General features: G+C 72.0%; 25 protein-coding genes. 16 read left to right on the top strand and 9 right to left on the bottom strand.

Translation table 11 applies throughout. The features are described 5' to 3' along the window. The first annotated feature begins 1 nt into the window (after window position 1). Window positions 2-952 carry a hypothetical protein gene (locus ACWD68_RS10000; RefSeq protein WP_451805969.1) on the top strand — a complete coding sequence of 317 codons (951 nt, stop codon included), beginning with the start codon at window positions 2-4 and terminating at the stop codon, window positions 950-952. Window positions 953-1,038: 86 nt separating this feature from the next. Beyond that, window positions 1,039-2,259, top strand: coding sequence for a type VII secretion-associated serine protease mycosin (gene mycP, locus ACWD68_RS09995; RefSeq protein ID WP_451806024.1), 1,221 nt, complete (start codon window positions 1,039-1,041; stop codon window positions 2,257-2,259). Between the two features lie 148 nt (window positions 2,260-2,407). Here the strand turns inward: mycP and ACWD68_RS09990 are convergent, their stop codons facing one another. After that, entirely contained in the window at window positions 2,408-3,373 is a 966-nt protein-coding gene (locus ACWD68_RS09990; RefSeq protein WP_451805968.1) for a serine hydrolase, read from the bottom strand. Between the two features lie 149 nt (window positions 3,374-3,522). On the opposite strand from ACWD68_RS09990, the gene ACWD68_RS09985 reads away from it, so the two are divergent. Further along, window positions 3,523-4,254 carry an SseB family protein gene (locus tag ACWD68_RS09985; RefSeq protein ID WP_451805967.1) on the top strand — a complete coding sequence of 244 codons (732 nt, stop codon included), beginning with the start codon at window positions 3,523-3,525 and terminating at the stop codon, window positions 4,252-4,254. A gap of 30 nt (window positions 4,255-4,284) precedes the next feature. Here the strand turns inward: ACWD68_RS09985 and ACWD68_RS09980 are convergent, their stop codons facing one another. Next, entirely contained in the window at window positions 4,285-4,641 is a 357-nt protein-coding gene (locus tag ACWD68_RS09980; RefSeq protein ID WP_451805966.1) for a DUF1844 domain-containing protein, read from the bottom strand. A gap of 390 nt (window positions 4,642-5,031) precedes the next feature. Between ACWD68_RS09980 and infC the strand changes: the two genes are divergently transcribed. The 10 genes from infC (at window position 5,032) to ACWD68_RS09930 (ending at window position 16,765) form a co-directional block, all read left to right on the top strand. After that, entirely contained in the window at window positions 5,032-5,745 is a 714-nt protein-coding gene (gene infC, locus ACWD68_RS09975; protein ID WP_451806023.1) for a translation initiation factor IF-3, read from the top strand. Window positions 5,746-5,851: 106 nt separating this feature from the next. After that, window positions 5,852-6,046: a 50S ribosomal protein L35 gene (gene rpmI, locus ACWD68_RS09970; RefSeq protein ID WP_073499621.1), complete on the top strand. Its 195-nt coding sequence runs from the start codon at window positions 5,852-5,854 to the stop codon at window positions 6,044-6,046. A gap of 92 nt (window positions 6,047-6,138) precedes the next feature. Continuing rightward, window positions 6,139-6,522, top strand: a complete 384-nt coding sequence (rplT, locus tag ACWD68_RS09965) for a 50S ribosomal protein L20 (RefSeq protein ID WP_024494113.1) — start codon at window positions 6,139-6,141, stop codon at window positions 6,520-6,522. 224 nt (window positions 6,523-6,746) lie between these two features. Continuing rightward, entirely contained in the window at window positions 6,747-7,607 is an 861-nt protein-coding gene (locus ACWD68_RS09960; protein WP_451805965.1) for a TrmH family RNA methyltransferase, read from the top strand. Window positions 7,608-7,660: 53 nt separating this feature from the next. Then, a complete protein-coding gene (locus tag ACWD68_RS09955) occupies window positions 7,661-8,842 on the top strand; it encodes an ATP-binding protein (RefSeq protein ID WP_451805964.1) in 1,182 nt (393 codons plus the stop codon). A gap of 182 nt (window positions 8,843-9,024) precedes the next feature. Continuing rightward, window positions 9,025-10,152: a phenylalanine--tRNA ligase subunit alpha gene (pheS, locus tag ACWD68_RS09950; RefSeq protein ID WP_451805963.1), complete on the top strand. Its 1,128-nt coding sequence runs from the start codon at window positions 9,025-9,027 to the stop codon at window positions 10,150-10,152. Beyond that, complete coding sequence (gene pheT / locus ACWD68_RS09945) at window positions 10,152-12,734, top strand: phenylalanine--tRNA ligase subunit beta (protein WP_451805962.1); 2,583 nt, start codon at window positions 10,152-10,154, stop codon at window positions 12,732-12,734. The genes pheS and pheT overlap by 1 nt, the downstream gene beginning before the upstream one ends. A gap of 267 nt (window positions 12,735-13,001) precedes the next feature. Continuing rightward, window positions 13,002-14,249, top strand: coding sequence for a PP2C family protein-serine/threonine phosphatase (locus ACWD68_RS09940; protein ID WP_451805961.1), 1,248 nt, complete (start codon window positions 13,002-13,004; stop codon window positions 14,247-14,249). A gap of 465 nt (window positions 14,250-14,714) precedes the next feature. After that, a complete protein-coding gene (locus ACWD68_RS09935; protein WP_451805960.1) occupies window positions 14,715-16,055 on the top strand; it encodes a transcriptional regulator in 1,341 nt (446 codons plus the stop codon). Window positions 16,056-16,219: 164 nt separating this feature from the next. Beyond that, window positions 16,220-16,765 carry an NUDIX hydrolase gene (locus ACWD68_RS09930; RefSeq protein ID WP_451805959.1) on the top strand — a complete coding sequence of 182 codons (546 nt, stop codon included), beginning with the start codon at window positions 16,220-16,222 and terminating at the stop codon, window positions 16,763-16,765. A gap of 26 nt (window positions 16,766-16,791) precedes the next feature. Here the strand turns inward: ACWD68_RS09930 and ACWD68_RS09925 are convergent, their stop codons facing one another. Both ACWD68_RS09925 and ACWD68_RS09920 read right to left on the bottom strand, forming a co-directional pair. Continuing rightward, window positions 16,792-17,049, bottom strand: coding sequence for a hypothetical protein (locus tag ACWD68_RS09925; protein WP_451805958.1), 258 nt, complete (start codon window positions 17,047-17,049; stop codon window positions 16,792-16,794). A gap of 203 nt (window positions 17,050-17,252) precedes the next feature. Further along, window positions 17,253-18,116: a 3-hydroxybutyryl-CoA dehydrogenase gene (locus ACWD68_RS09920; RefSeq protein ID WP_451805957.1), complete on the bottom strand. Its 864-nt coding sequence runs from the start codon at window positions 18,114-18,116 to the stop codon at window positions 17,253-17,255. A gap of 168 nt (window positions 18,117-18,284) precedes the next feature. Between ACWD68_RS09920 and ACWD68_RS09915 the strand changes: the two genes are divergently transcribed. Next, window positions 18,285-19,535: a glycoside hydrolase family 10 protein gene (locus tag ACWD68_RS09915; RefSeq protein WP_451805956.1), complete on the top strand. Its 1,251-nt coding sequence runs from the start codon at window positions 18,285-18,287 to the stop codon at window positions 19,533-19,535. 36 nt (window positions 19,536-19,571) lie between these two features. Here ACWD68_RS09915 and ACWD68_RS09910 read toward each other — a convergent pair whose 3' ends face one another. Continuing rightward, a complete protein-coding gene (locus tag ACWD68_RS09910; RefSeq protein ID WP_451805955.1) occupies window positions 19,572-19,766 on the bottom strand; it encodes a DUF1918 domain-containing protein in 195 nt (64 codons plus the stop codon). A gap of 92 nt (window positions 19,767-19,858) precedes the next feature. Next, complete coding sequence (locus ACWD68_RS09905) at window positions 19,859-20,914, bottom strand: DMT family transporter (protein WP_451805954.1); 1,056 nt, start codon at window positions 20,912-20,914, stop codon at window positions 19,859-19,861. Between ACWD68_RS09905 and ACWD68_RS09900 the strand changes: the two genes are divergently transcribed. Both ACWD68_RS09900 and ACWD68_RS09895 read left to right on the top strand, forming a co-directional pair. Then, window positions 20,913-22,349 carry an aminotransferase-like domain-containing protein gene (locus tag ACWD68_RS09900; RefSeq protein WP_451805953.1) on the top strand — a complete coding sequence of 479 codons (1,437 nt, stop codon included), beginning with the start codon at window positions 20,913-20,915 and terminating at the stop codon, window positions 22,347-22,349. The two genes, ACWD68_RS09905 and ACWD68_RS09900, sit on opposite strands and share 2 nt — an antisense overlap. A gap of 359 nt (window positions 22,350-22,708) precedes the next feature. Further along, the gene (locus ACWD68_RS09895; RefSeq protein ID WP_451805952.1) at window positions 22,709-23,299 is read left to right on the top strand and encodes a histidine phosphatase family protein; all 591 of its coding nucleotides are present in this window, start codon (window positions 22,709-22,711) and stop codon (window positions 23,297-23,299) included. On the opposite strand, the gene ACWD68_RS09890 is transcribed toward ACWD68_RS09895, so the two are convergent. The 3 genes from ACWD68_RS09890 to ACWD68_RS09880 all read right to left on the bottom strand — a co-directional run bounded on the left by ACWD68_RS09890 (window position 23,281) and on the right by ACWD68_RS09880 (window position 24,695). Next, complete coding sequence (locus ACWD68_RS09890; protein ID WP_451805951.1) at window positions 23,281-23,724, bottom strand: DUF6314 family protein; 444 nt, start codon at window positions 23,722-23,724, stop codon at window positions 23,281-23,283. The genes ACWD68_RS09895 and ACWD68_RS09890 overlap by 19 nt on opposite strands. 102 nt (window positions 23,725-23,826) lie before the next feature. Next, on the bottom strand, window positions 23,827-24,279 hold the full coding sequence (locus ACWD68_RS09885; protein ID WP_451805950.1) for a carboxymuconolactone decarboxylase family protein: 453 nt from the start codon (window positions 24,277-24,279) through the stop codon (window positions 23,827-23,829). After that, the gene (locus ACWD68_RS09880; RefSeq protein ID WP_451805949.1) at window positions 24,276-24,695 is read right to left on the bottom strand and encodes a MerR family transcriptional regulator; all 420 of its coding nucleotides are present in this window, start codon (window positions 24,693-24,695) and stop codon (window positions 24,276-24,278) included. The genes ACWD68_RS09885 and ACWD68_RS09880 overlap by 4 nt, the downstream gene beginning before the upstream one ends. Window positions 24,696-24,782 lie beyond the last annotated feature (87 nt).

Genomic DNA, 24,782 nt, shown 5'->3' with positions numbered 1-24,782 from the left:
CATGGAGACGCCGCGGCGGCCACGGACCGTCCGGGACGAGGAGCCCCCGGTGCCTTCCGGGGCGACACCCCCGTTCGCTCCGGCCCCCCGGGCGGCGTCCGCCGACGGCGCCCCGGGCGTGGAGCGCCCCTTCGTATCGTTCGCGGAGCCCGAGACGTACGGCGAGGGCACCTCGCGGATGAGTCCGTTCCGCGGCCGGGCCCGGCCCCGTACCCTGGTCGCCGCGGCCTGTGTCGTCCTCGGGCTCGGGCTCATCGGCGGTGCGGTGACGGGGAGTTGGCTCACCGGCGACGACGCGGACGGACTCGGTTCGCGCGGCGCCTTCACGGCGTCCGGAGAACTCTGGCACAGCGTGCCCGTGGACCAGCTCTTCCCGCCGACCGTGCGGGGCGACGGGGCGGGTCCCGGCGGCTCCGACCGCACCTGGACGCGGATCGCCGTCGCCCCGGACACCGGCTGCAAGGACGCCTTCGACCCGCTGCTGCGCCAGGCCCTCGCCCCCGTCGGCTGCCTGCGGCTGCTGCGCGCCACCTACGTGGACGCGACCCGGAGCCATGTCACCACCGTCGGCCTGCTGTTCACCAAGGCGGACGCGGCGGCCATGACCTCCCTGAAGGCCCGCTTCCGCAAGGAGGGCCTGGACCGGCGCACCGACCTGATGCCCCGCCCCTACGCGGCGAAGGGCACCGCCGCCGAGGACTTCGGCAAGGCCCAGCGCGCCTCCTGGACCGAGTCCGTCCTCACGGACGCCCCCGTCGTCGTGTACGCCGTCTCCGGGTTCGCGGACGGGCGCGCGGTCGCCACTCCGCAGCCCGCCGCCGAGGCGATGAAGGCGGACTCGACCGCGGCCGTGGCCCAGGCGGGCCTCGGCCATGAGGCGCGGGGTCTCGCCGACCGGGTGGAGCGAGGCCTCCGCAAGACCGTCACCTCGGCCACGGAGAAGCCGTCATGACCCGCACGGACGACCCCGCCGGCCGCATTCGGCAGACCGGCACGACCGCCGCGGTCGGCACGACCGCCGCGGTCGGACCGCGCCCGATGTCGGGGAAGCGCGTCCGCGCGGCCCTCACAGCTCGTCGGCCCCGCCTCTCCCGCAGGTCCGGCGTCCTCGGCGCCGTCCTCGCCGTCTCCCTCGCCCTGGTGCCCTCGACCGCCGCGCACGCCGACGGCATACGCGCCCAGCAGTGGGGCCTCGACGCGATGCACACACAGCAGGCGTGGCGGACCACCAAGGGCAAGGGCATCACCGTCGCCGTCCTCGACACCGGCGTCGACGCCCGGCACCCGGACCTCGCGGGCAACGTGCTCGCCGGCAAGGACATGGTCGGCTTCGGCGCGAGCCGCGGCGACCGGGCCTGGGCCCGGCACGGCACCGCCATGGCGGGCATCATCGCCGGGCACGGCCACGGGGCGGGTGACGCCGACGGCGTCATGGGCATCGCCCCGGAGGCCAAGGTCCTGCCCGTCCGCGTCATCCTCGAGGACGGCGACTCGGCCCGCTCCAAGGCCCGCAACACCCGGGGAAACGCGCTCGCCGAGGGCATCCGCTGGGCCACCGACCACGGCGCCGACGTCATCAACCTCTCCCTCGGTGACGACTCCAAGTCCGCCCACCCAGAGCCCGCCGAGGACGAAGCCGTCCAGTACGCGCTGAAGAAGGGTGCCGTCGTCGTCGCCTCGGCCGGCAACGGCGGTGAGAAGGGTGACCACATCTCCTACCCGGCCGCGTACCCCGGCGTGATCGCGGCGACCGCTGTCGACCGCTACGGAACCCGCGCCTCCTTCTCCACCCGCCGCTGGTACGCGACCGTCAGCGCCCCGGGCGTCGATGTCGTCATCGCCGACCCGGACGACCGCTACTACGAGGGCTGGGGCACCAGCGCGGCGTCCGCGTTCGTCTCCGGCGCGGTCGCGCTCATCAGGGCCGCCCACCCGGGCCTGTCCCCGGCCCAGATCAAGCAGCTTCTCGAGGACACCGCCCGCAACGTTCCCTCCGGGGGCCGTGACGACTCCCGCGGCTTCGGCTTCATCGACCCCGCCGCCGCCATCGAGGCGGGCGGCCGGCTCAAGCCGGAAGGCCTCAAGTCGGCGGCGTACGGCCAGAAGTTCTTCGGCCCTGGCCCCGACAGCCCCGACGACGGCGGCAGTTCCGCCGACTGGGCCGGCCCCCTCGCGGGCGCCCTGGGCCTGGCCCTGCTGGGTGCCTCGGTGGTCCTGTGGCGCGGGCGCAGAGCCCCGCATCTGTTCGGCCGTTCCTAGGATTTCCGGACCCGCGCACCACCGGTGGGCAGCAGGAAGTCCACCGACCCGGGTCCCTGCCCGCACCGGACCCGGACCCGCGGCGCCGCTCCGGCCGACGCACACGTCCCGCCGGTCCCGTCGCCGTCAGTCCACAGCGGTGTCCTGGTCAGTCCTCAGCGGTGTCCTGGAAGGCGGCCAGCGCGGCCTTCGACACCGCTTCAACCAGCGAAATGCCCTTCGCCTGAGTGGAGTTGCCTTTCGACAGCGCCGCCACCAGATAGGTGTGGCCGTCGGCCGAGACCCGCCCGACGCTGTTGATGTCCCACAGCCCGGTGGTGCTGCGCGCCAACCATCCGTTCTTCAGGGCCCATCGAGAACCGTCCGCAGCGGCCGACACCCCCCACTGCTGGTCGGTCGCGATCTCGCCCATGAGCCCCTGGAGATAGGACCGGGAGCTCTCGCTGAGTTCGGAGTCGTCACCGAACACCTGCCGCAGCAGCGTCAGTTGGTCGCTCGCCGTGGTCTGGGTCAGCCCCCACAGCTCGCCGTCGCCGCCCTCCGTGTCCGTCAGACCGAAGCGCTTGTTCGCCTCGTCCAGGCCGTCGGCCCGGCCGATCGCCCTCCACAGCGCGGTCGCCGACGCGTTGTCGCTGTTCTCGATCATCGCGGTGGCGTACGTCTTCTCCCGCGCGGTGAGACGCCGGCCCGCGTCCTGTGCCTGGAGCAGCAGCGTGGCCAGGATGTCCACCTTGACGATGCTCGCGGTGTCGAAGGCGGCGTCGCCGTACGCGGCGCTCTCACCGGAGTCGATGTCGAGGACGGCGACCGAGGTCTTCGCGCCGTCCGCCACCGTCACCGCCTTCATCGCCTTCGCGAGCAGTGCGTCCCGGTCCACGGCGGGCTCCGCGACAGGTTCCACCGATGCCTCCTCGGCGACGGTCGGCGACGAAGAGGGCGATGCCGACGCCGCAGCCGACGATACGGCGCCCGGGCCCTCGTGCGCCTGGGCCTTCACGTACACGGCCCCGGTCGCCGTGGCACCGACGAGGATGGCGGAGGCCACGGCGGTGTACAGGAGTGGCTTGCGTCGGGAGGGCCGGGCGCGGCGCCCGCGTGCTCTGTGACGGTCCATCCCGCGATGCTGGACCGCCGGGCTGTGTCCGCGGTTAGACGCGTGTTAGAGGTGTGTCAGGGAAGACTGAGAAACTGATGAATCCCGTCAATGCCGGGTTTCAGGGGCCGCACAAGCGCAGCAGCATCCCCCCGATAGGGTCGGGGACCGTGGCGAACAAGAACATTCCCGACTCCGGCTTCTCCGACGACGACGGTTCCGCCGACCCCCGGCTGAGCGCGGCGCTCGCCGCGTGGTCCGCGGACCGCACCGCCGTGCCGCCGGTCCTCGAGGCACTCGGGGGTGCCCGGCTGCTCGTGCCCGTCGTGGCCCTCCTCGGAGAGGTCGAGGAGGACGAGAACGGCCTGCGCCGCGAGAAGACCAGCGACATGGCGGTGCCCACGCTCAAGGCCGGGAACCGCACGGCCCTGCCCGCCTTCACGTCCACCGACGCGCTGGCCCGCTGGGACTCCGAGGCCCGCCCCGTCGCCGTACGCCTGATCCAGGTCCTGGAGGCCGCGGCGCACGAGAAGGCCGACACGATCGTGCTGGACCTGGCCGGTCCCGTGCCCTACGAGCTGACGGGCTCCGCCCTGCTGGCGCTCGCCGAGGGGCGTACGACCGCCGACCCGCTCGCCGATCCGGCCGTGATCGAGGCGGTACGGGCCGCGGTCGCCGCCGAGCCCCTGGTCGTCCGCGCCCATCTCGGCCCCGGCCGGGCGGACGGCACCCTCGCCCTCGTGCTCGACCCGTCGGCCGCTCCCGCCGAGACCGCTCGCGCGGTGGCCGAGCGGCTCGCGGCCGACGAAACACTGAGGGCCCGCCTGGTGCGCGGCCTCGACCTGGCGCTGCTGCCGGCCGAGGCGACCCCACCGGGCGAGCCCCTGTACGTACGCGGATAGGTCCGCGTCCCTGCGACGTACGGACGCGGGTCAGCCGTAGACGGGGCCCGTGTACTTCTCGCCCGGGCCCTGGCCCGGCTCGTCCGGGACGAGGGACGCCTCGCGGAAGGCCAGCTGGAGCGACTTCAGGCCGTCGCGCAGCGGCGCCGCGTGGAAGGAACTGATCTCGGTCGTGCTCGCGTCGAGGAGCCCTGCGAGCGCGGTGACCAGCTTGCGCGCCTCGTCCAGGTCCTTGTGCTCGTCGCCCTCCTCGGTGAGACCGAGCTTCACGGCGGCGGCGCTCATCAGGTTGACGGCGACCGTCACGATGACCTCGACCGCGGGGACCTCGGCGATGTCGCGGGCCATGGTGTCGTAGTCGGGGTTCTGGGGAGGGGTGTCACTCATGCCTCACACGATAGGCCCCGGCGCGCGCGCCCCCGGCCGCGGGAGTCCTCCTCCGGGCGGGAGACGGCGGGGAGGCCGCCGGTTAGCGCGCACCCGGCGGAACTGCTAACCTTGTGTAACGACCGGCCGGACACGTATGTGCTCGGCCCACAAGTGGAGGCTCCGATCTCCCACCTGACCGTCCTCCGGGACGGCGGGTCACCCGGTCAGGCGGCCCCCACCGTTCCGTACGGACGGTGGAGTCGTCCGATGTGCGCCCCGCGGCTGACCGCGGCGGTGCTCCGGTTAACCATGGAGCCCCGCCTGTGTCCCGTCAGGGGCATTTTTCATGCCCTGCGGCGGTTGGTCCACATGTCATCAGAGACATACGCGGCTGTCCGCCAGACCGCCGTGTGGTGCTACCGAGGAGGATCCATCAGCGCCGAGCCCCGCATCAACGACCGGATTCGCGTTCCCGAAGTGCGACTTGTCGGTCCCAGCGGCGAGCAGGTCGGGATTGTTCCGCTTGCCAAGGCCCTTGAGCTTGCTCAGGAGTACGACCTCGACCTGGTCGAGGTGGCGGCGACAGCCCGCCCGCCCGTCTGCAAGCTCATGGACTACGGCAAGTTCAAGTATGAGTCGGCCATGAAGGCCCGTGAGGCGCGCAAGAACCAGGCGCACACGGTCATCAAGGAGATGAAGCTCCGGCCGAAGATCGACCCGCACGACTATGACACGAAGAAGGGTCACGTCGTCCGGTTCCTCAAGCAGGGCGACAAGGTCAAGATCACGATCATGTTCCGTGGTCGCGAGCAGTCCCGGCCGGAGCTCGGCTACCGACTGCTGCAGCGTCTCGCCACGGACGTCGAGGACCTCGGGTTCATCGAGTCGAACCCGAAGCAGGACGGCCGAAACATGATCATGGTTCTCGGTCCGCACAAGAAGAAGACCGAGGCGATGGCCGAGGCCCGTGAGGCTCAGGCGGCTCGCAAGGCAGAAGCGAAGGCCAACCCCGGTCGTTCGCAGAACGCCGCCGACGACGACATCGAGGGTGAAGCCGTCGAGGGCGAGACCACCGAGGCCGAGCCCGCCGAGGCTCCGGCCGAGGCATCCGCCGAGGCCTGATCCCAGGGCTGATGCCCCGGGATGTCAATCCATACATATGACGTTCCATCGTGCCCGGTCCAGCGACCGGGCACCGGAACGCCACTGACGAGGAGAGAACGGCGCTATGCCGAAGAACAAGTCGCACAGCGGTGCCAGCAAGCGCTTCAAGATCACCGGCTCCGGCAAGGTGCTCCGTGAGCGCGCCGGCAAGCGCCACCTGCTCGAGCACAAGTCGTCCCGCGTGACGCGTCGTCTCACCGGCACCGCCGAGATGGCCCCGGGCGACGCCAAGAAGATCAAGAAGCTTCTCGGCAAGTGACGTACGGCGCCCAGCGCCGCACGTCTGAACCGGGACCCCATCGATTTCGGGTCGTGTGAGTCCAACCACGGCCCCGCTACAAGGAGTAAAAAGTGGCACGCGTCAAGCGGGCAGTCAACGCCCACAAGAAGCGCCGGGCAATCCTCGAGGCGGCCTCCGGCTACCGCGGTCAGCGTTCGCGCCTGTACCGCAAGGCCAAGGAGCAGGTCACCCACTCGCTGGTCTACAACTACAACGACCGCAAGAAGCGCAAGGGCGACTTCCGTCGGCTGTGGATCCAGCGCATCAACGCTGCGGCCCGCCAGAACGGCATGACGTACAACCGCCTCATCCAGGGTCTGAACGCCGCCAACATCGAGGTGGACCGCAAGATCCTCGCGGAGCTGGCCGTCAACGACGCCAACGCGTTCGCCGCCCTCGTCGAGGTCGCGCAGAAGGCGCTGCCGTCGGACGTCAACGCGCCGAAGGCCGCGTGACGCTGCGCTGGCTCTGAGCCGATGTGACGAAAGGACCCGCAGGTTTTCAGACCTGCGGGTCCTTTGTCGCTGAACCCCACGGGCAGTCGTCCGGGTGCGGGCCGTCGGGGGCTGGTCGCGCCCACGCGGCGGAGCCGCAGATCGACAGAGCCCCGCGCTCCTGGGGGGTCGGAGTCGCCCCCGCTGCCATGTGAGCTGCACAGATACCGAAGGTGAACCAGAACATGCCCCCCGCCGCCCCCGAGCTGATCTCCCCGCGCTCGCCGCGTGTCCAGGCCGCCCGGCGGCTCGCCCGGCGGAACTTCCGGGGCAAGGAGCGGCTGTTCCTCGCCGAGGGGCCCCAGTCCGTTCGGGAGGCCGCGGCGCACCGCGCCGACGGCTCCGCCACGCTCGTGGAACTGTTCGCCACCGTCGAGGCCGCCGAGCGGTACGCCGACATCGTCGGCGACGCCCGAAGTGCCGGCGCCCGGGTGCACCTCGCCGAAGAGCAGGTCATCGCCGACATCTCCACCACCGTCACCCCACAGGGCCTCGTCGGGATCTGCCGCTTCCTCGACACCCCCTTCGAGGACATCCTCAAGGCCCGCCCCCGGCTCGTCGCCGTACTCGCGCACGTCCGCGACCCCGGGAACGCCGGAACCGTGCTGCGCTGCGCGGACGCCGCGGGCGCCGAGGCCGTCGTCCTCACCGACGCCTCCGTCGACCTCTACAACCCCAAGGCCGTACGCGCCTCCGTCGGCTCCCTGTTCCATCTGCCCGTCGCCGTCGGCGTGCCCGTCGAGCAGGCCGTGGCCGGACTCAAGGACGCGGGCGTCCGCATCCTCGCCGCCGACGGCGCGGGCGAGGACGATCTCGACGACGAACTCGACAAGGGGACCATGGGCGGACCCACCGCCTGGGTGTTCGGCAACGAGGCCTGGGGGCTTCCGGAGGAGACCCGCGCGCTGGCCGATGCCGTCGTGCGCGTTCCGATCCACGGGAAGGCCGAGAGCCTGAACCTCGCCACGGCCGCGGCCGTATGTCTCTACGCGTCAGCCCGTGCACAGCGCGCCCCCACAGGGTGCCGTTCCGTGACCGGCAGCTAGTAGGGTGACGGGCTCGGGGGCCCTCTGCGCCAGACGAGAGGTGGGGTACGGGGATGAGTGTCGGCACGGGCGGGGCGCAGAGCGCGCTACGAGCACGGGACGTGCGCGGCACATCCGCGTCCCGGCACGATGACCCCGCCGGAGACGGCCCCGGAGCCGGGCTCGGCATCGACCCCGACGACCTGCCCGACGGAATCGTCGTCGCCGACGAACAGGGCCGGGTGATCTGCTTCAACGCCGCCGCGGCCCGGATCACGGCGGTCCCCGCGGCCGAGGCCCTCGGCCGGCGGCTCGAGTCGGCGCTCCCCCTGGAGGACCTGGAGGGCCGCCGATGGTGGCAGATGACCGACCCGTACGGCGGTCTCGCCATCCGCAACGGCCAGCCCGAGCGCAATCTGCTGCTCCCCGGCGGCCGTGAGGTCCTCGTCTCCGCGCGCTATGTGCGGACCCGGCCCACCGGACCGGTCCGCCGGGTCGTCGTCTCCCTGCGCGACACCGAGGCCCGCCGCCGCACCGAGCGCAGCCACGCCGAGCTGATCGCCACGGTCGCCCACGAGCTGCGCTCGCCGCTCACCTCCGTCAAGGGCTTCACGGCGACCCTGCTCGCCAAGTGGGAACGCTTCACCGACGACCAGAAGAAGCTGATGCTGGAGACCGTCGACGCCGACGCGAACCGTGTCACCCGGCTCATCGCCGAGCTCCTCGACATCTCCCGCATCGACTCGGGGCGCCTCGAATTGCGCCGCCAGCCCGTCGACATAGGCGCCGCCGTCGGCCGGCACATCCAGGCGTACGTCGCCTCGGGCCAGCCCGCCGACCGCTTCCTGCTGCGCATCGAACAGCCCCTGCCCGCCCTCTGGGCCGACCCCGACAAGATCGACCAGGTGCTCAGCAACCTGATCGAAAATGCGGTGCGGCACGGCGAGGGAACCGTCACCATTGACGTGGCACCCTCGGTCTCCCCGCGTGAGCGGCCGGACGACGAGGGCACGGCGAACGCCGCCACGTCGGTCACCGTGAGCGACGAGGGCACCGGAATCCCGGAGGAGTCCATGAACCGCGTCTTCACCCGCTTCTGGCGGGGCAGCAAGCGCGGCGGCACCGGCCTCGGGCTCTACATCGTCAAGGGCATCGTCGAAGTCCACGGCGGCACCATCACGGTCGGCCGCGCCCCCGGCGGGGGCGCGGAGTTCCGATTTACGTTGCCCGTGGGCACCCCGGCGTACCTTCTGTAACGCCGCAGCGGCCCCCACGGGCGCATCCGCACGGGAGCATCGCGAGGACGCCCAGTCCTGGGCAGGCCCCCACCCCCGTTAGACTCGGCCTTTGGCACCTTTGCGTCCTCTCATCTGCGGACGATTCGTCTCCGAGTCGATGACGGGGACCCTCAGCCAGCCAACCGGAAGCACGGGAAGAGATGTCGGCACCTAATAAGTCGTACGACCCTGTAGAGGTCGAGGCCTTGAAACCGGAAGAGATCGAGCGCATGCGGGACGAGGCGCTCGCCGCCTTCGCGGCCGCCGGTGACCTCGACGCGCTCCAGGAGGCCAAGGTCGCCCACACCGGCGGCACCTCGCCGCTGGCCCTCGCCAACCGCGAGATCGGCGCACTGCCCCCGCAGGCCAAGGCAGCGGCCGGAAAGCTCGTCGGCCAGGCCCGCGGCGCCGTGAACAAGGCCCTCGCCGCCCGCCAGACCGAGCTGGAGGCCGAGCGCGACGCCCGCGTACTCGTCGAGGAGGCGGTGGACGTCACGCTGCCGTACGACCGTGTACCGGCCGGCGCCCGGCATCCGCTGACCACCATGATGGAGCGGGTCGCGGACGTCTTCGTGTCCATGGGATACGAGGTCGCCGAGGGCCCCGAGGTCGAGGCGGAGTGGTTCAACTTCGACGCCCTCAACTTCACGCCCGACCACCCGGCCCGGCAGATGCAGGACACCTTCTTCGTCCAGGGCCCCAAGGGCACTGAGGGCGACGAGTCCGGTGTCGTGCTGCGCACCCACACCTCGCCGGTGCAGGCCCGCGCCCTGCTCGACCGGGAGCCGCCCGTCTACGTCGTGTGCCCCGGCCGCGTCTACCGCACGGACGAACTCGACGCCACGCACACCCCGGTCTTCCACCAGATCGAGCTGCTGGCCGTCGACGAGGGCCTGACCATGGCCGACCTCAAGGGCACCCTGGACCACATGGTCCAGTCGCTCTTCGGCTCGGACATGAAGACCCGGCTGCGCCCGAACTACTTCCCCTTCACCGAGCCGTCCGCCGAGATGGACATGCTCTGCTACGTCTGCAAGGGCGAGTCCGTCGGCAACCCCGACCGCCCCTGCCGGACCTGCTCCTCCGAGGGCTGGATCGAGCTCGGCGGCTGCGGCATGGTCAACCCGCGGGTGCTGGTCGCCTGCGGTGTGGACCCGGAGAAGTACAGCGGATTCGCGTTCGGGTTCGGCATCGAGCGGATGCTGATGTTCCGTCACAACGTGGAAGACATGCGAGACATGGTCGAGGGTGACGTCCGGTTCACCCGGCCGTTCGGGATGGAGATCTGATGCGGGTCCCGCTTTCTTGGCTGCGGGAGTACGTCGACCTGCCGGCGACGGAGACCGGGCGCGACGTCCAGGCCAAGCTCATTTCGGCCGGGCTCGAGGTCGAGACCGTCGAGCCGCTCGGCGCCGACCTCAAGGGTCCCCTGGTCGTCGGCCAGGTGCTCACCATCGAGGAACTGACGGAGTTCAAGAAGCCCATCCGCTTCTGCACCGTCGACGTCGGCACCGCCAACGGCACCGGTGAGCCCCAGGAGATCGTCTGCGGCGCCCGCAACTTCGCCGTCGGCGACAAGGTCGTCGTGGTGCTGCCCGGCGCCGTCCTGCCCGGCAACTTCGCGATCGCCGCGCGCAAGACGTACGGCAAGACCTCGCACGGCATGATCTGCTCCGGCGACGAGCTGGGCATGGGCGACGACGGCTGGGGGTCCCCCCGGACGGAGTCTGGGGGAGGCATCATCGTGCTGCCGCCAGAGGTCGAGGTCGGGACCGACGCGATCGAGCTGCTCCAGCTCGTCGACGAGGTCCTCGACATCGCCGTCACGCCCGACCGCGGCTACGCCCTGTCGCTGCGCGGCGTGGCCCGCGAGGCCGCCATCGCGTACGGCCTGCCGCTGCGCGACCCCGCGCTGCTCGACGTACCGGCCCCGAACGCGTTCGGCTACCCGGTGCAGGTCTCCGACCCGATGGGCTGCGACCGCTTCACCGCGCGTACGGTGACCGGCCTCGACCCCGACGCGCACTCTCCGATCTGGCTGCGGCGCCGTCTGCAGAAGGCCGGGATGCGCCCGATCTCGCTGGCCGTCGACGTCACCAACTACGTGATGCTGGAGCTCGGCCAGCCCCTGCACGCCTACGACCGCGGCCGTGTCCAGGGCACGATCGGTGTGCGCCGGGCCGAGCAGGGCGAGAAGCTCACCACCCTCGACGGCGTCAAGCGCACGCTGGACGCCGGAGACCTGGTGATCACCGACGACCGCGGCCCCATCGGCCTCGCGGGCGTCATGGGCGGCGCCCACACCGAGATCGACGACACCGAGGGCACCACGACCGAGGTCGTCATCGAGGCCGCGCACTTCGACGCGATCTCGATCGCGCGCACGGCCCGCCGTCACAAGCTGGCCTCCGAGGCGTCCAAGCGCTTCGAGCGCGGCGTCGACCCGCAGGCCGCGTCCGCCGCGGCCCAGCGGACCGTCGACCTGCTCGTGCTCCTCGCGGGCGGCACCGCCGACGCCGGGGTCACCGAGGTGATCGCGCCCTCCGCGCCGCACACCATCACCATCCCGGCGAACCACCCGGACAAGGTGGCCGGAGTCGACTACGGCCGCGAGACCGTCGTCCGCCGCCTCCAGGAGGTCGGCTGCGACGTCTTTGGAAATTCTGCCGCGTGGAACGCGTCGTTGGGGGGCGGTGGTCGGGCGGCGGGCGGGCAGGACGAGCTGATCGTCACCGTGCCGTCCTGGCGGCCCGACCTGACGGACCCGAACGACCTCGCGGAGGAGGTCATCCGGCTCGAGGGCTACGAGAACCTGCCCTCCACGCTGCCCAAGCCCCCGGCGGGCCTCGGCCTCACCGGCCGGCAGCGGCTGCACCGCCGGATCGGCCGCGCGCTGGCCGGTGCCGGATACGTGGAGGCGCTGAACTACCCGTTCATCGGCGAGCACGTCTTCGACCAGTTCGGCCTGGCCGACGACGACCCGAAGCGCAAGGTCGTCAAGCTGGTCAACCCGCTCTCCGACGAGGAGCCCGCGCTTCGTACGACGCTGCTGCCGGGTCTGCTCCAGAGCCTGCGCCGCAACGACGGCCGAGGCAGCCACGACCTGGCGCTCTTCGAGACGGGCCTGGTCTTCCACCCGCAGGAGGAACTGCGCGTCGCCGGGCGGCTGCCCGTCGACCGCCGTCCCACCGACGAGGAGGTCGCGTCCCTGACCGCCGCGCTTCCCGTCCAGCCCCGGTACGCCGCCGTCGTCCTCGCGGGCGCCCGCGAGCAGGCCGGCTGGTGGGGCAAGGGCCGTCCGGCCGACTGGGCCGACGCGGTCGAGGCCGCGCGCACCCTGGCCCGCGAGTCGGGGACCGAACTCCTCGTCCGCTCCGGCCAGTACGGGCCGTGGCACCCGGGCCGCTGCGCCGAGCTCGCGGTCGTCGTGGACGGTGCGGAGCAGATCATCGGGTACGCCGGTGAGCTGCACCCCGGTGTACTGAAGACGCTGGGCCTGCCCGCGCGCACCTGCGCGATGGAGCTGGACCTGGACGTGCTGGAGCGGGCGAGCTCGGGTCACCCCAAGGGCCCGAAGATCTCGACCTTCCCGGTCGCCACGCAGGATGTCGCGCTGGTCGTCGCCAGGACGGTCCCGCACACGGACGTCGAGGCGGCGCTGCGCGACGGCGCGGGTGAACTCCTCGAGTCCATCCGGCTGTTCGACGAGTACGAGAGCGAGCAGCTCGGCGAGGACAAGAAGTCCCTCGCCTACGCGCTGCGGTTCCGTGCCGCCGATCGCACGCTGACCGTCGACGAGGCGTCCGCGGCGCGCGACGCGGCGGTGGCGCTGGCCGCCGAGCGCACGGGGGCCGTGCTGCGCGGAGCCTAGGGGCTCCACCGGTTGTGCCGGGGAGCTGTGCGCCGATGGGTGGCCGCGGATGTCCGTGGCCGGGCGCGCAGTTCCCCGCTCCCGTTTCCAGGCCTTCCGTGGCTCCTGCCTGCATAAATGCGCATGTCCGAAGACACCTCACTCATTCGGGTGACATGGCCGGGCGATCCCGCCCGGCCGGGCCGGGCGGTCGACAGAATCGGACCGGTCTCTCCGAGGCCGTCCGCGCTGTCAGTGCAGTCAGTGCCTATTGGGGGGCCAATCGGCATGATCCGTATCAAGGCCGGGGCTCCCCGCAGGGCGACGCTCCGGACGCATTCGCGGGACCCGGCCGGGGCGGTGCCCGGGCGTCGGCACCGGGGTGGCCGGCTGAGAGCCGGATTCGCCCGTGCGGTGCGCGGCGGCAGGCCCCGGATCGGGGTCGGTCGTGGGGACTGCGGACCCGACCGACGCGGCGACCTAGGCCATCGGGTCCGCCGCTCCGCCGACCGGCCGCCACTGCGCCGGGCGCTGAGCCTCGGGCTGCCCGCGGTCTGGGGCGCGCTGGCGATCTCGTACAAGATGGCCTGTCCGCTCGCGCAGCAGAACGGCATCGGGGCCCGCATCGTCACCAGCGCCGTCTTCTTCGTGGTCGGTGCCGGTCTGATACTCCACGTCAGAGGGGCGCTGCTGCGTGAGCTGCGGCAGGTCCGCAAGGTCGCGGGGGCCGCGCAGGACGCCCTGCTCCGCCCGCTGCCGCCGTCCATCGACGGGCTGAACATCGCCGCGGCCCAGCTCTCCGCGGACCGGGGCGCGGGCGTCGGTGGCGATCTGTACGAGGCGATCGCCACCGAACACGGAGTGCGGGTCGTGATGGGCGATGTCCGTGGGCACGGACTCGGCGCCATCGGAACCGTCGCCGCCGTCCTGGGCAGCTTCCGCGAGGCCGCGCACGACGAACCCGAACTCGGCGGCGTTCTCAGAAGACTCGAGCGGGCGCTGGCCCGGCACCTGCGCCAGGGGGACCGGGCCGATCACGCCTCGACCGGGTTCGACCCCGACAGTGCGGCCGCCGAGGAGTTCGTCACCGTCCTGCTGCTGGAGATCCGCCGCGACGGCGAGGTACACGCCCTCAACTGCGGCCATCCCTGGCCCTATCTGCTCGGCAGGGGCCGTGTCCTCCCACTCGTCCGAGCCGAACCACTGCCCCCGCTCGGGCCGTTCCCGCTCCCGGCCGCCCTCGTGGCCGAGCCCTGCGGACGACTCCTGCCCGGCGACGGACTCTTCCTGCACACGGACGGTGTCGAGGATGCCCGGGACACCCAGGGGCGGTTCTTTCCGCTGCTCCCGGCGCTCGCGGAGGCCGTCCGTGACCGGCCCGTCGTGCCGCAGGCCGTGCTGCGCACGGTCTTCGCCGGAGTGCTGCGCCACACCGGCGGCCGGCCCGCCGACGACGTGGCCCTCCTGGTGCTGCGCAACGACCGTCGACGCGTTCCCCTGAAACAGAGCCGCGTGTCCCATCATGTGCCGCGCTAGGGGCTGTTGTCCGGATGCGGGTCGCGGACGTGCGTGCCGGACCCCGCGTCCGCGGCGCGCTCCGAACGGCCGCGTCTAGGGGCGGCGGCATGCGGTTCCGCCGCCCCGGACGCGACCGGCCACGGGACCCGCCCGGACGACCGGAGTCCCGCGGTCGCCCCGGCCGATCCGGCATCGGCCGTCCGCCCCGCCACGGAGTGTCGGGCAGGCAGCTGGGCGGACGGCGCGAGACGGGCCGCCGCACTGTACGAGGGGGAGCCGGCGGCCCGGCCGGCCTCTTGCGAGGCATTTCAGTCAACCGGTCCGAAACTCTCTGCGACAGCGCGCGTACAGCGCGGATACGGGCATTCCCTTCACACCCCGTGTGAAAGGGGACGCACTACTGTGACGGGCACGGTCTGGTGCGGTCCGGCGCCCTCGGGCGCGATCGGCGCCGTCGGCAACGAGCCACTCGGGGGGCCCGCCATGCAGCCCAACACTTTGCTCGACGCGATCCTCGACGAGGCCGGCATCTCGCACGCGGGACTCGCCGCCCACGTCAACCAGGCCGGGCGGGCGCGCGGTCTCGCACTCCGCTACGAACACACCGCCGTGGCACGGTGGCTGAAGGGCCAGCGGCCGCGCGGCCAGGTGCCCGACCTGATCTGCGAGGTGCTCGCGGGACGGCTCCACCGGCCCGTCACGCTCGACGACATCGGCCTCGGGGTCCCCGGCGAACCGTCCACCCCACACGCCGGGTCGCTCTCCGGTTTCGTCGAGCGCGCCACCGCCCTGTGGCGCTCCGACGAACAGCAGCGCCCGCACCTCCTCGGCGCCCCGGCCGTCACCGGAACGCCCGCGGTGATGCCGGTGTGGGAGTGGGAGAACCCACCCGAGGACGTGGACGTCTCCCGCGGCGGCCGCCACCGCGTCAGCATGGCCGACATCGAGATGCTGCGCGCGGCCCGTGCCCACTACGAGCAGATGTACCGCAAGGCCGGCGGCATAGCGACCCGCGCCCGGATCGTCGGCTTTCTCAACGCCGAGACCGCGCCCCTGCTGCGCGGCAGCTACACCGATGCCACCGGCCGCCAACTCCACCGCGCCACGGGTGGGTTGGTGGCCATCGCGGGCATCTGTGCCTACGACTCCGACGCGCACGGACTCGCCCAGCGCTACTTCCACCAGGCGCTGCGTCTGGCGAAGGCCAGTGGGGACAGGGGACTTGGCGCCTACGTCATAGCTCTGCTCGTCAACCAGGCGCTGTTCATGCGTGAGTACCGGCAGGCGGTCGCTTTCGCCGAGGCCGCGCTGCGCGCCGCGGGGCGCCACATCACGCCGGCGCTCGCCTCCGACCTGTACGCGATGCAGGCCAAGGCGTACGCACACCTCGGCGACGGCAGCAGCGCACTGTCCTGCATACGGCGTGCCGAGCAGGCCGCCGAGCGCATCCGGCGCGGTTACGAGCCGGACGAGACCGGCTATGTCCAGCCGGGGCTGGTCAACGTACAGGTGGCGGAGGCGCTGCTCAGTCTCGGTGACCTGGTGGCCGCCGCGGAGCACGCCGCGGCCGCCGTCGACACCCCGGCGCACGACCGGGGGCGCGTGCACCGGCTGGCCATGCTCAGCCAGATCGAGTTGCGCCAGGGCAACGCCGAGAAGGCGGTGGAGACCGCCGTGCAAATGGCGGAACAGGCACGGGGGATGGAGTCCCAGCGGCTGCGTGACAGACTTCGCGCGGTACGCGAGCACCTGGTGCGCAGCGGCTGTGCGGGCACGACCGAGGCCGCGGAACTCATCGACGGCGCACTGCGCGTACCGCTGTAGAGAACACCCCGGAAAGCCACTTCACGACCCCCCACCGGAACGCCGGCCACCGCTTGGGCCCATCGTGTTCACCGCCACTGCGCCGTGCCCCGACCGCTGCGAGCCTGCTGTCGGGACGCTGCTGCTGCGATATTGCCATCTACTCGGCGGAAGGTGGCAGAACCGTGCAGTGGACGAAACAGAACGAACAAACTGTGTATGAAAACCGCTGGTTCAGCGTCAATCTCGCGGATGTGGAGCTGCCGGACGGGCGGCACCTCGATCACTTCCTGATACGGCTGCGGCCCGTCGCCGTGGCCACCGTGGTGAACGAGGCCAACGAGGTACTGCTCCTGTGGCGGCACCGCTTCATCACCGACAGCTGGGGATGGGAGCTCGCGGCGGGCGTCGTGGAGGACGGCGAGGACATCGCCGTCGCGGCGGCCCGTGAACTGGAGGAGGAGACCGGGTGGCGGCCGGGACCCCTGCGGCATCTGATGAGTGTCGAGCCCTCCAACGGGCTCACCGACGCCCGGCATCACATCTACTGGGCCGACGACGGCGCGTACATCGGACACCCCGTGGACGACTTCGAGTCCGACCGTCGGGAATGGGTTCCCCTCAAGCTCGTTCCCGACATGGTCGCCCGCGGTGAGGTCCCGGCCGCCAACATGGCTGCCGCACTGCTCCTTCTGCACCATCTCAGGCTCGGGCAGGACGCGTTGCCCTGATCGGTGCCCCCTCGGCGTCCTGGGACCTAGTGGCCCAGAGCCTGCCAGACCGCCACGGCCAGCGCGCCCACGGCCGCGACGACGGCGACGGTGGGCAGTGGCCAGCGGGTGTGTTCGAGCGCGACGATCCGCGTACTGAGATCGTCGAGATCCTTGGCGGTCTGGTCGTCGCGCTGAGTGAGCAGTGCCAGTCCTCCCTCGATGCGGGTCAACCCCACTTCGAGAGACCGGCGTAACTCCGCGAGTTCCCTGGGTGCCGGGGGATGCTCGGGGTCGGCGGTCACGGGTCCGCTCCTTTCCGTGGTCGGCACATCCCTTGTGTGCGCATGGAAAGTCAACTCGCCTGGTGGACGCGTGGGGAGCGTGTGCGCCGGGCATATGCGGGCCCGGCGCGCACACGGCGTGTGAACGGCGCGGGCCCGGCACCCCGAAGGGTGCCGGGCCCGCGCCCGCCCCAGCTCTACGGAACGTGGTCAGCGCTCCGCTGTCACTGGCCGTAGGTGTAGAACCCCGAGCCGGACTTCCGGCCGAGGCGTCCCGCGTCCACCATGCGCTGGAGCAGCGGGGGAGCGGCGTACAGCGGCTCCTTGTACTCCTCGTACATCGAGTACGCGACCGACGCCACCGTGTCGAGACCGATCAGGTCGGACAGCTTGAGCGGGCCCATGGGGTGGGCGCAGCCCATCTCCATGCCGTTGTCGATGTCCTCGCGGCTCGCGATGCCCGACTCGAACATCCGGATCGCGGACAGGAGATAGGGGATCAGCAGGGCGTTGACGACGAAGCCCGAGCGGTCCTGGGCGCGGATCGCGTGCTTGCCGAGCGCCTTCTCGGCGAACAGCTGGGCGCGGCCGATGGTGCCCTCGGACGTGGTCAGCGCCGGGATCAGCTCCACGAGCTGCTGCACCGGGGCCGGGTTGAAGAAGTGGATGCCGATGACCTGGTCGGGACGCGAGGTCGCGACGGCCAGCTTCACCAGCGGGATCGAGGAGGTGTTGGAGGCGAGGATCGCGTCCGGCCTGGTCACCACCTGATCGAGTACCTGGAAGATCTCGGTCTTGACCTGCTCGTTCTCGACGACGGCCTCGATCACGAGGTCGCGGTCGGCGAACTCGCCGAGGTCCGTGGTGAAGCTCAGCCGGTCCTGGGTGGCCTTGAGCTCGTCCTCGGAGATCTTTCCGCGCCCGGCCGCCTTGGAGAGGGAGTTGAACAGCCGGGTCCGGCCGATCTCCAGGGCTTCGCCGGTGGTCTCGGCGACCTTGACGTCAAGGCCGGCGCGGGCGCACACCTCGGCAATGCCCGCTCCCATCTGGCCGCAGCCCACCACTCCGACGCGTTCGATGTCGGTCACATCGTCCCCTTCGCTGATCCGCACGGCCTGGCAGGTCCTCCGTTGTTCGGCGCCTGCTCCGAACGTGCACGTTACCCCCAAGTATCGATGATCGATCGTCGGGGTGGGGCATCCTGGACATCGAGACGATCCGTGACCGGTCGGATGCGCTGCGTAGGGGGTAGGGAGATGAGGCGACTGCCACGCCGGGCGTTCGCGGCGGCCGCGCTCGCGACGCTGTCGGGACTCGGCACGGCGGGGGACGCCGCGGCGGCCCGGGGCCCGGCCGCGCCGCACCGGCCGAGAGCCCCGGGTGCCGTGCGGGGCATGTGGCTCGCCACCGCCTCGCACCGCGACTGGCCCTCCCGCACCGGCCTGAGCGCGGCGCGCCAGCGCGCCGAGCTCCTGGCCCATCTCGACACGGCGGTACGCCTGCGCCTGAACACGGTGATCTTCCAGGTACGCCCCGCCGCCGACGCGTTGTGGCCCTCGCCGTACGAGCCGTGGTCCCAGTACCTGACCGGTGTCCAGGGCAAGGACCCCGGCTGGGACCCGCTGAGCACCGCGGTGCGGGAGGCCCACGCGCGCGGCCTGGAACTGCACGCCTGGTTCAACCCGTACCGCGTCTCGGGACAGCCGGACCCCGGCAGGCTCGCCCCCTCGCACCCCGCCCGCCTCCACCCGGGCTGGGTCGTGCGGTACGGCGGGAAGCTCTACTACAACCCCGGGCTGCCCCCGGTCCGGACGTTCGTCCGGACCGCGATGCTCGACGCGGTGCGCCGCTACCCGGTCGACGGCGTGCACTGGGACGACTACTTCTACCCGTACCCGGTGGCGGGCGAGGTCTTCGACGACGACGCGGCGTACGCCGAACACGGCGCGGGCTTCGCGGACCGGGCGGCCTGGCGGCGCCACAACATCGACCGGCTGGTGCTGGAGATGGCGGCGGGCATCAAGAAGGTCCGCCCCGGTGTCCGCTTCGGGATCAGCCCCTTCGGGGTCTGGCGCAACGCGTCGAGCGACCCGCTCGGCTCACCGACCCGGGCCGGTGTCGAGACGTACGACGATCTGTACGCCGACACCAGGAAGTGGGTCAGAGAGCACTGGATCGACTACATCTGTCCTCAGCTCTACTGGAACATCGGCTTCGCCGCCGCCGACTACGCCAAGCTGCTGCCCTGGTGGGCCAAGGTCGCGCGGGGGACGGGCGTACAGCTGTACGTGGGGGAGGCGCTGTACAAGGCGGGCGCCCCGGGGCAGCCCGCGGCCTGGCAGGACCCCGCCGAACTCTCCCGGCACCTCACGTTCGCCCGCGGTCACGCGGAGGTGCGAGGCCATGTCTTCTTCTCGGCCGCGGAGGTCGGCGCCGACCGCGTCGGTGCGATGGCACGGGTCGTCGCCGACCACTACCAGCAGCAGTCGGCGAAGCCCCCGCGCTGACGGAGCGCCCGCCTCCCGGCGGTCGTCCCGGTCGTCCTACTGCGGCATGTCCTTGTGACGGATCTCGGTGTCCGGGCCCGGCGAGCACACGGCCTCGTGACCGTCCTCGAACCGCACGCGGTAGGGGGGAGCGCCTTCCGCTCCCATGACCTCGGTGATCTCCGCGACCTTGTCGTGCTGCCCGACAACCCTGCCGTGCTGCACCATTTGGTCGCCTTTGGTTGCGTGCATCTGAACGGTCTCCTCGTCCTGTGCGGGAGTAACGGTTCGTGGCCTCAAGTCTACGGCCGACGGCCCAGGTTGGCCCGGCCCGTGCACGCGGGTCAGCCCCGCGCCCGCTGGGTGAGGGCGATGCAGACGAGCACGGCGGCCGCCGTCAGGGGTGCCGCCGGTGTGAGCTGCTCGCCCAGGAGCAGTACCGACCACACCAGTGTGAGCAGCGGCTGGGCCAGCTGCAACTGGCTCGCCTTCGGGATCCCGATCGACGCCATCCCCCGGTACCAGACGACGAGACCGAGGAACTGCGAACCGACCGCGACCCACAGCAGCCCGGTCACGCTGTGCGCCGTCAAGTGCACCGGCTCGTACGACAGTGCCACCAGCGCGCCCGGCACGCTGAGCGGCAGACACAGGACCAGTGCCCAGCCGATGACCTGCCAGCCCGGCATCACACGGGCGAGCCGGCCGCCCTCGGTGTAGCCCGCCGCGCAGATCAGCAGCGCCCCGAACAGATAGGCGTCCGCGCCGGTCAGCGCGCCACCGCTCTGCTGCACGGTGAACGCGATCACGGCGGCCGCACCCGCGCAGGCCGCCAGCCAGAACATCCGCGACGGCCGTGCGCCGGTGCGCAGCGCCGAGAACAGCGCCGTCGTCAGCGGCAGCAGCCCGACGACCACGGCGGCGTGGGCGGTGGTCGATGTCTGAAGAGCGAGTGTCGTCAGCAGGGGGAAGCCGAAGACGACCCCCGCGGCGACGACGGCGAGCCCGGCCAGATGCCGCCGGGCCGGTACGGGGACCCGCAGTGCGAGGAGGCAGCCGCCCGCGACGACCGCGGCGAGAACGCAGCGCACGGCCACCAGGGACCAGGGGCCGAAGCCCTCCAGGCCCCAGGCGGTGGCGGGGAAGGTGAGGGAGAAGCCGGTGACGCCGAGGGCCGCCTGGAGGGTGCCGGAACGGCGGTCCGCCGGCGAGGGGTTCCCGTGCCCGGTGCCGGCCGCGGATCCGGGGGTCCGGTGGAGTGAGCCGGCCGGAGTCCCGCCGCTCAGGGCGCGCGCATCGTCCGTGGCCCGGTCGGTCCCCGCGTGCGCGGCGGACGTGAGGCCTGTGTCGGTGCTGACCGCTATCCCGGTCCCGTCGATAGCGCTACTCTCTGCTCTCATGCAAGAGCGTAGCAGTGTGGGTGATCTGGCGGATCAGCTGCGACAGGAGCTGAACCGCTACTCTCCTGGGGGAAAGCTGCCGTCGAGCCGGGCGCTCGTCGAGCGGTTCCGTGTGAGCCCGGTGACCGTGTCCCGGGCGCTGGCGCAGCTCGCCGCCGAGGGGCTCGTGGTCACCCGGCCCGGTGCCGGCGCCTTCCGGGCGCAGCCCCGGGCCGCCATCACGTCCACCGGGGACACGTCCTGGCAGGAGGTCGCGCTCAGCGCGGACGCCGCGACCGAACTCGTCCCGCGGACCGTGGACGCGTCCGGTGTCCTCGCCTCGCTCGCCGCGCCACCGCCCGGTGTCGTCGAGTTCAACGGCGGCTATCTGCACCCCTCGCTCCAGCCGGAACGGGCTATGGGCGCGGCCCTCTCCCGGGCGGGCCGCCGCCCCGGCGCGTGGTCCCGGCCGCCCATGGAAGGCCTGCCGGAGCTGCGCGAGTGGTTCGCGCGGGGAATCGGCGGTGCGATCGGCGCCGCCGAGGTGCTGGTCACGGCAGGCGGCCAGTCCGCCCTGACCACCGCTCTGCGCGCGCTCGCGCCGCCCGGCGCCCCCGTCCTGGTCGAGTCACCCACCTATCCGGGAATGCTGGCCATCGCCCGGGCCGCGGGTCTTCGTCCCGTTCCGGTCCCGGTGGATCCCGACGGGGTGAAGCCCGCGCTCCTCGCGGACGCCTTCCGGGCGACCGGCGCCCGGGTCTTCGTCTGCCAGCCGCTGTTCCAGAATCCGACCGGTGCCGTGCTCGCACCCGAGCGGCGGGGCGAGGTGCTGCGCATCGCGCGCGACGCCGGAGCCTTCGTCGTCGAGGACGATTTCGTACGCCGCCTCGTGCACGAGGACGCGGGTCCGCTCCCGCGCCCCCTGGCCGCCGAGGACCCGGACGGGGTCGTGGTGCACGTCGGTTCCCTGACCAAGGCGACCTCACCGAGCTTCCGGGTGAGCGCACTGGCCGCGCGCGGTCCGGTGCTCGAACGACTGCGTGCCATCCAGGTCGTCGACACCTTCTTCGTGCCGCGTCCGCTCCAGGAGGCCGCGCTGGAACTCGTCGGTTCCCCGGCCTGGCCGCGCCATCTGCGCACGGTTTCCGCCGAGTTGAAGGCCCGGCGCGACACCATGACCGCCGCACTGCGGCTGCGGCTGCCCGAACTCGCCCTGCCCCACATCCCGTTCGGCGGCTACCACCTGTGGGTCCGGCTGCCGGACGGCACCGACGAGTCCGCGCTCGTCGCCGCCGCCCTGCGCGCGGGGGTGGCCGTCACTCCCGGCCGCCCCTACTTCAGCGCCGAACCCCCGGCCGCCCAGCTCCGGTTGAGCTTCGCCGCGGTGGCCGGGACGGAGGAGATCACGGAGGGGGTACGGAGGCTGACGGCGGCGTACGACGAGGTGCGACGCTGACCCGCCCGGAGCCGAACCCGAGACGGGCGAGTCCCGAGCGGAGCCCCGACCACGATCCTCACCCTGGCGTGGACGGAGCCCCGACGTCGGTTCTCGCCTCGCGGCACCCGGAACTCCGGCCTCCGTCCTCACCCCGCGACGGGCGTAGTCCTGACCTCGGATCTATCCGGTCGCGCCGTGTCCCGCGGGTCGCGCTCGCCGTGTCGGCGCCGTCCGTCCGGGAGCGCCCGGGCGAAGGGGCCGGGTCCCGCGAGCCCGCGCAGCCGGAGCGCCGGCCGGAGCCCAAGCGCTGGTGAAACTTTTGGATACCCTGCGTAACCCCCCTTGACCTGCGGAGTCCCGCGCTCCACGATCTGCGCATGCATCGGGTCACGTTCGTCGCAGCCGCGCGCAGCTCCTCGCTGCTCGCGGAGCGCTTCGAGGACGACCGGCCGCTGGACCAGGCGGGCTGGGAAGAAGTGCAGCGCGCCGCCGCCGGCCTGGTGCCGCTGGCGGCGGCCGAGCTGCGCTACTGCTCGCCGACGCCCCGCAGCCGGGCCACCGGTGACGCCCTCGGCTACGCCCCCCTGGTCCAGCTCGCCCTGCGCGACTGCGACATGGGCCGCTGGCGCGGCTTCACCCTGGGTGAGGCCATGGCCCGCGAGCCCGAGGCCGTGGACGCCTGGCTGGCCGACCCGCGCTCCACACCGCACGGTGGCGAATGTCTGCTGTCCTTCATCGCCCGCGTCGGCGGCTGGCTCGACACCCGGCCCGCGGACGAGGGCGGCACCATCGTCGCGGTGGCCGAGCCGTCGGTGGTCCGGGCCGCGCTGGTCTACGCCCTGAAGGCGCCGCCGTCGACGTACTGGAACATCGATGTCCGCCCCCTGTCCGCGATCACCGTGACGGGCCGGGCGGGCCGCTGGAATCTGCGCTTCGACGGGATGTTCACTCAGCCCACGCGCGCGTAGCCGGTGGTGAGCACCAGATCCTTCGCGGGCCCCCGCACGCGCCAGACGGTCCGCCAGTGGTGCTCGTCCCGGACGGTGAACTCGCCCCGGTAGAGGTCGGCCGCGCACGGATGGTCGGCGACATACCGCCCGCTCGTCAGGTCCAGGTCGTGGAACGGGCGGCCGTCGGAGAACCGTACGAGCGCGGTCCCGGGGCCCGGTCCTGGCAGGAAGCGCAGTGTCCGCTCGGCGGTCCGTGGGACGCCCTGCCACACGAACGTGCCCGACTCGTGGTGCAGCAGCCCCGCGCCCTCGAGCGGTCCGAATTCGGTCGTGCCGGTGAAGCGCCCCTCCGCGTCGCTCGCCAGGTCCCGTACGGTGCGCTCCACCCGCCAGTTCCCGGCCAGGTACATCAGCACGTCCCGCACCGGCCAGAGCTCGCCCATACCGTCCCGCTCTCCGTCCCGTCCGGCGGTGCGCGACCCATCGACGCGCTCCCGCACCTTCTATCCTGCCGCTCGAGGTGCACGGAGGCCGCCCCGGTCGGATCAGGCAGCGTCGGAGCCGGCCGTGGGCCGCTGGCCGACCGGCAGCAGTCCACGCTCGCCGAACACCTTCTTCGCGACCAGGGTCGCGTTCATCGCCTTCGGGATGCCGCAGTAGACGGCGGAGTGCAGCAGCGCCTCGACGATCTGCTGCGAGGAGAGTCCCACGTTCAGCGCCGCGTTGACGTGCACCTCCAGCTGGGTCTCGCAGCCGCCGAGCGCGGTGAGCATGCCGAGGGTCACCAACTGGCGGTCGCGCGGGGCGAGTCCGGGCCGGTCGTAGATGTCACCGAAGGCCCAGGCGACGATCTGGTGTCCCAGCTCCGGGTTGATGTCGCCGAGCGCGGCGACCACCCGCCGGCCGGCCTCGCCGTCCACGCCCTCAAGGATCTTCAGGCCGTGCTCGAAACGCTCCTCGCGGGTGGTGGACTCACTGTTCCGTAGGGCGTCGCTCATGTCGGTCCGTCCGATCCCGGCTGGTCGAGCAGCCGTTCGTAGTGGTCGATCTTGCCGTCGAGGGCGGTGGCGTTCCGGCGCAGTGCGCGCATCCGGTCCTCGAGCCCGGCGCGGTGTTCGCGGAGCATCGCCAGCCGGTCGGGGACCGTGACGTCGCCCCGGGAGCGCAGCTCCGCGAACCGCTGCATGTCCGCGATGGACATGCCCGTCTCGCGGAGCCTGATCAGGAACTCCAGCCAGGTCAGGTCCGCCGCGACGTAGCGCCGCTGGTTCCCGGTGGTCCGGCCGACCCGTTCGATCAGGCCGGCCTTCTCGTAGTACCGCAGCGTGTCGTGCGAGAGGCCGGTGCGCTCGACGACCTGGGCGATCGTGAGCGTCGGTTCCGCGGCACGCGGGAGGGGCTGTCCGGCGGTCATGAGAAAACCGTAGAACCTGGAGCGTGCTCCAGGTCAAGCGCTGTCGGAGGGTGCGCTTCGTGGGCCGGTTCGAGGTGAGCCGTGATC

The organism is Streptomyces sp. NPDC005141, assembly GCF_053599975.1.
This window is presented reverse-complemented; position numbering and strand designations above follow the sequence as displayed.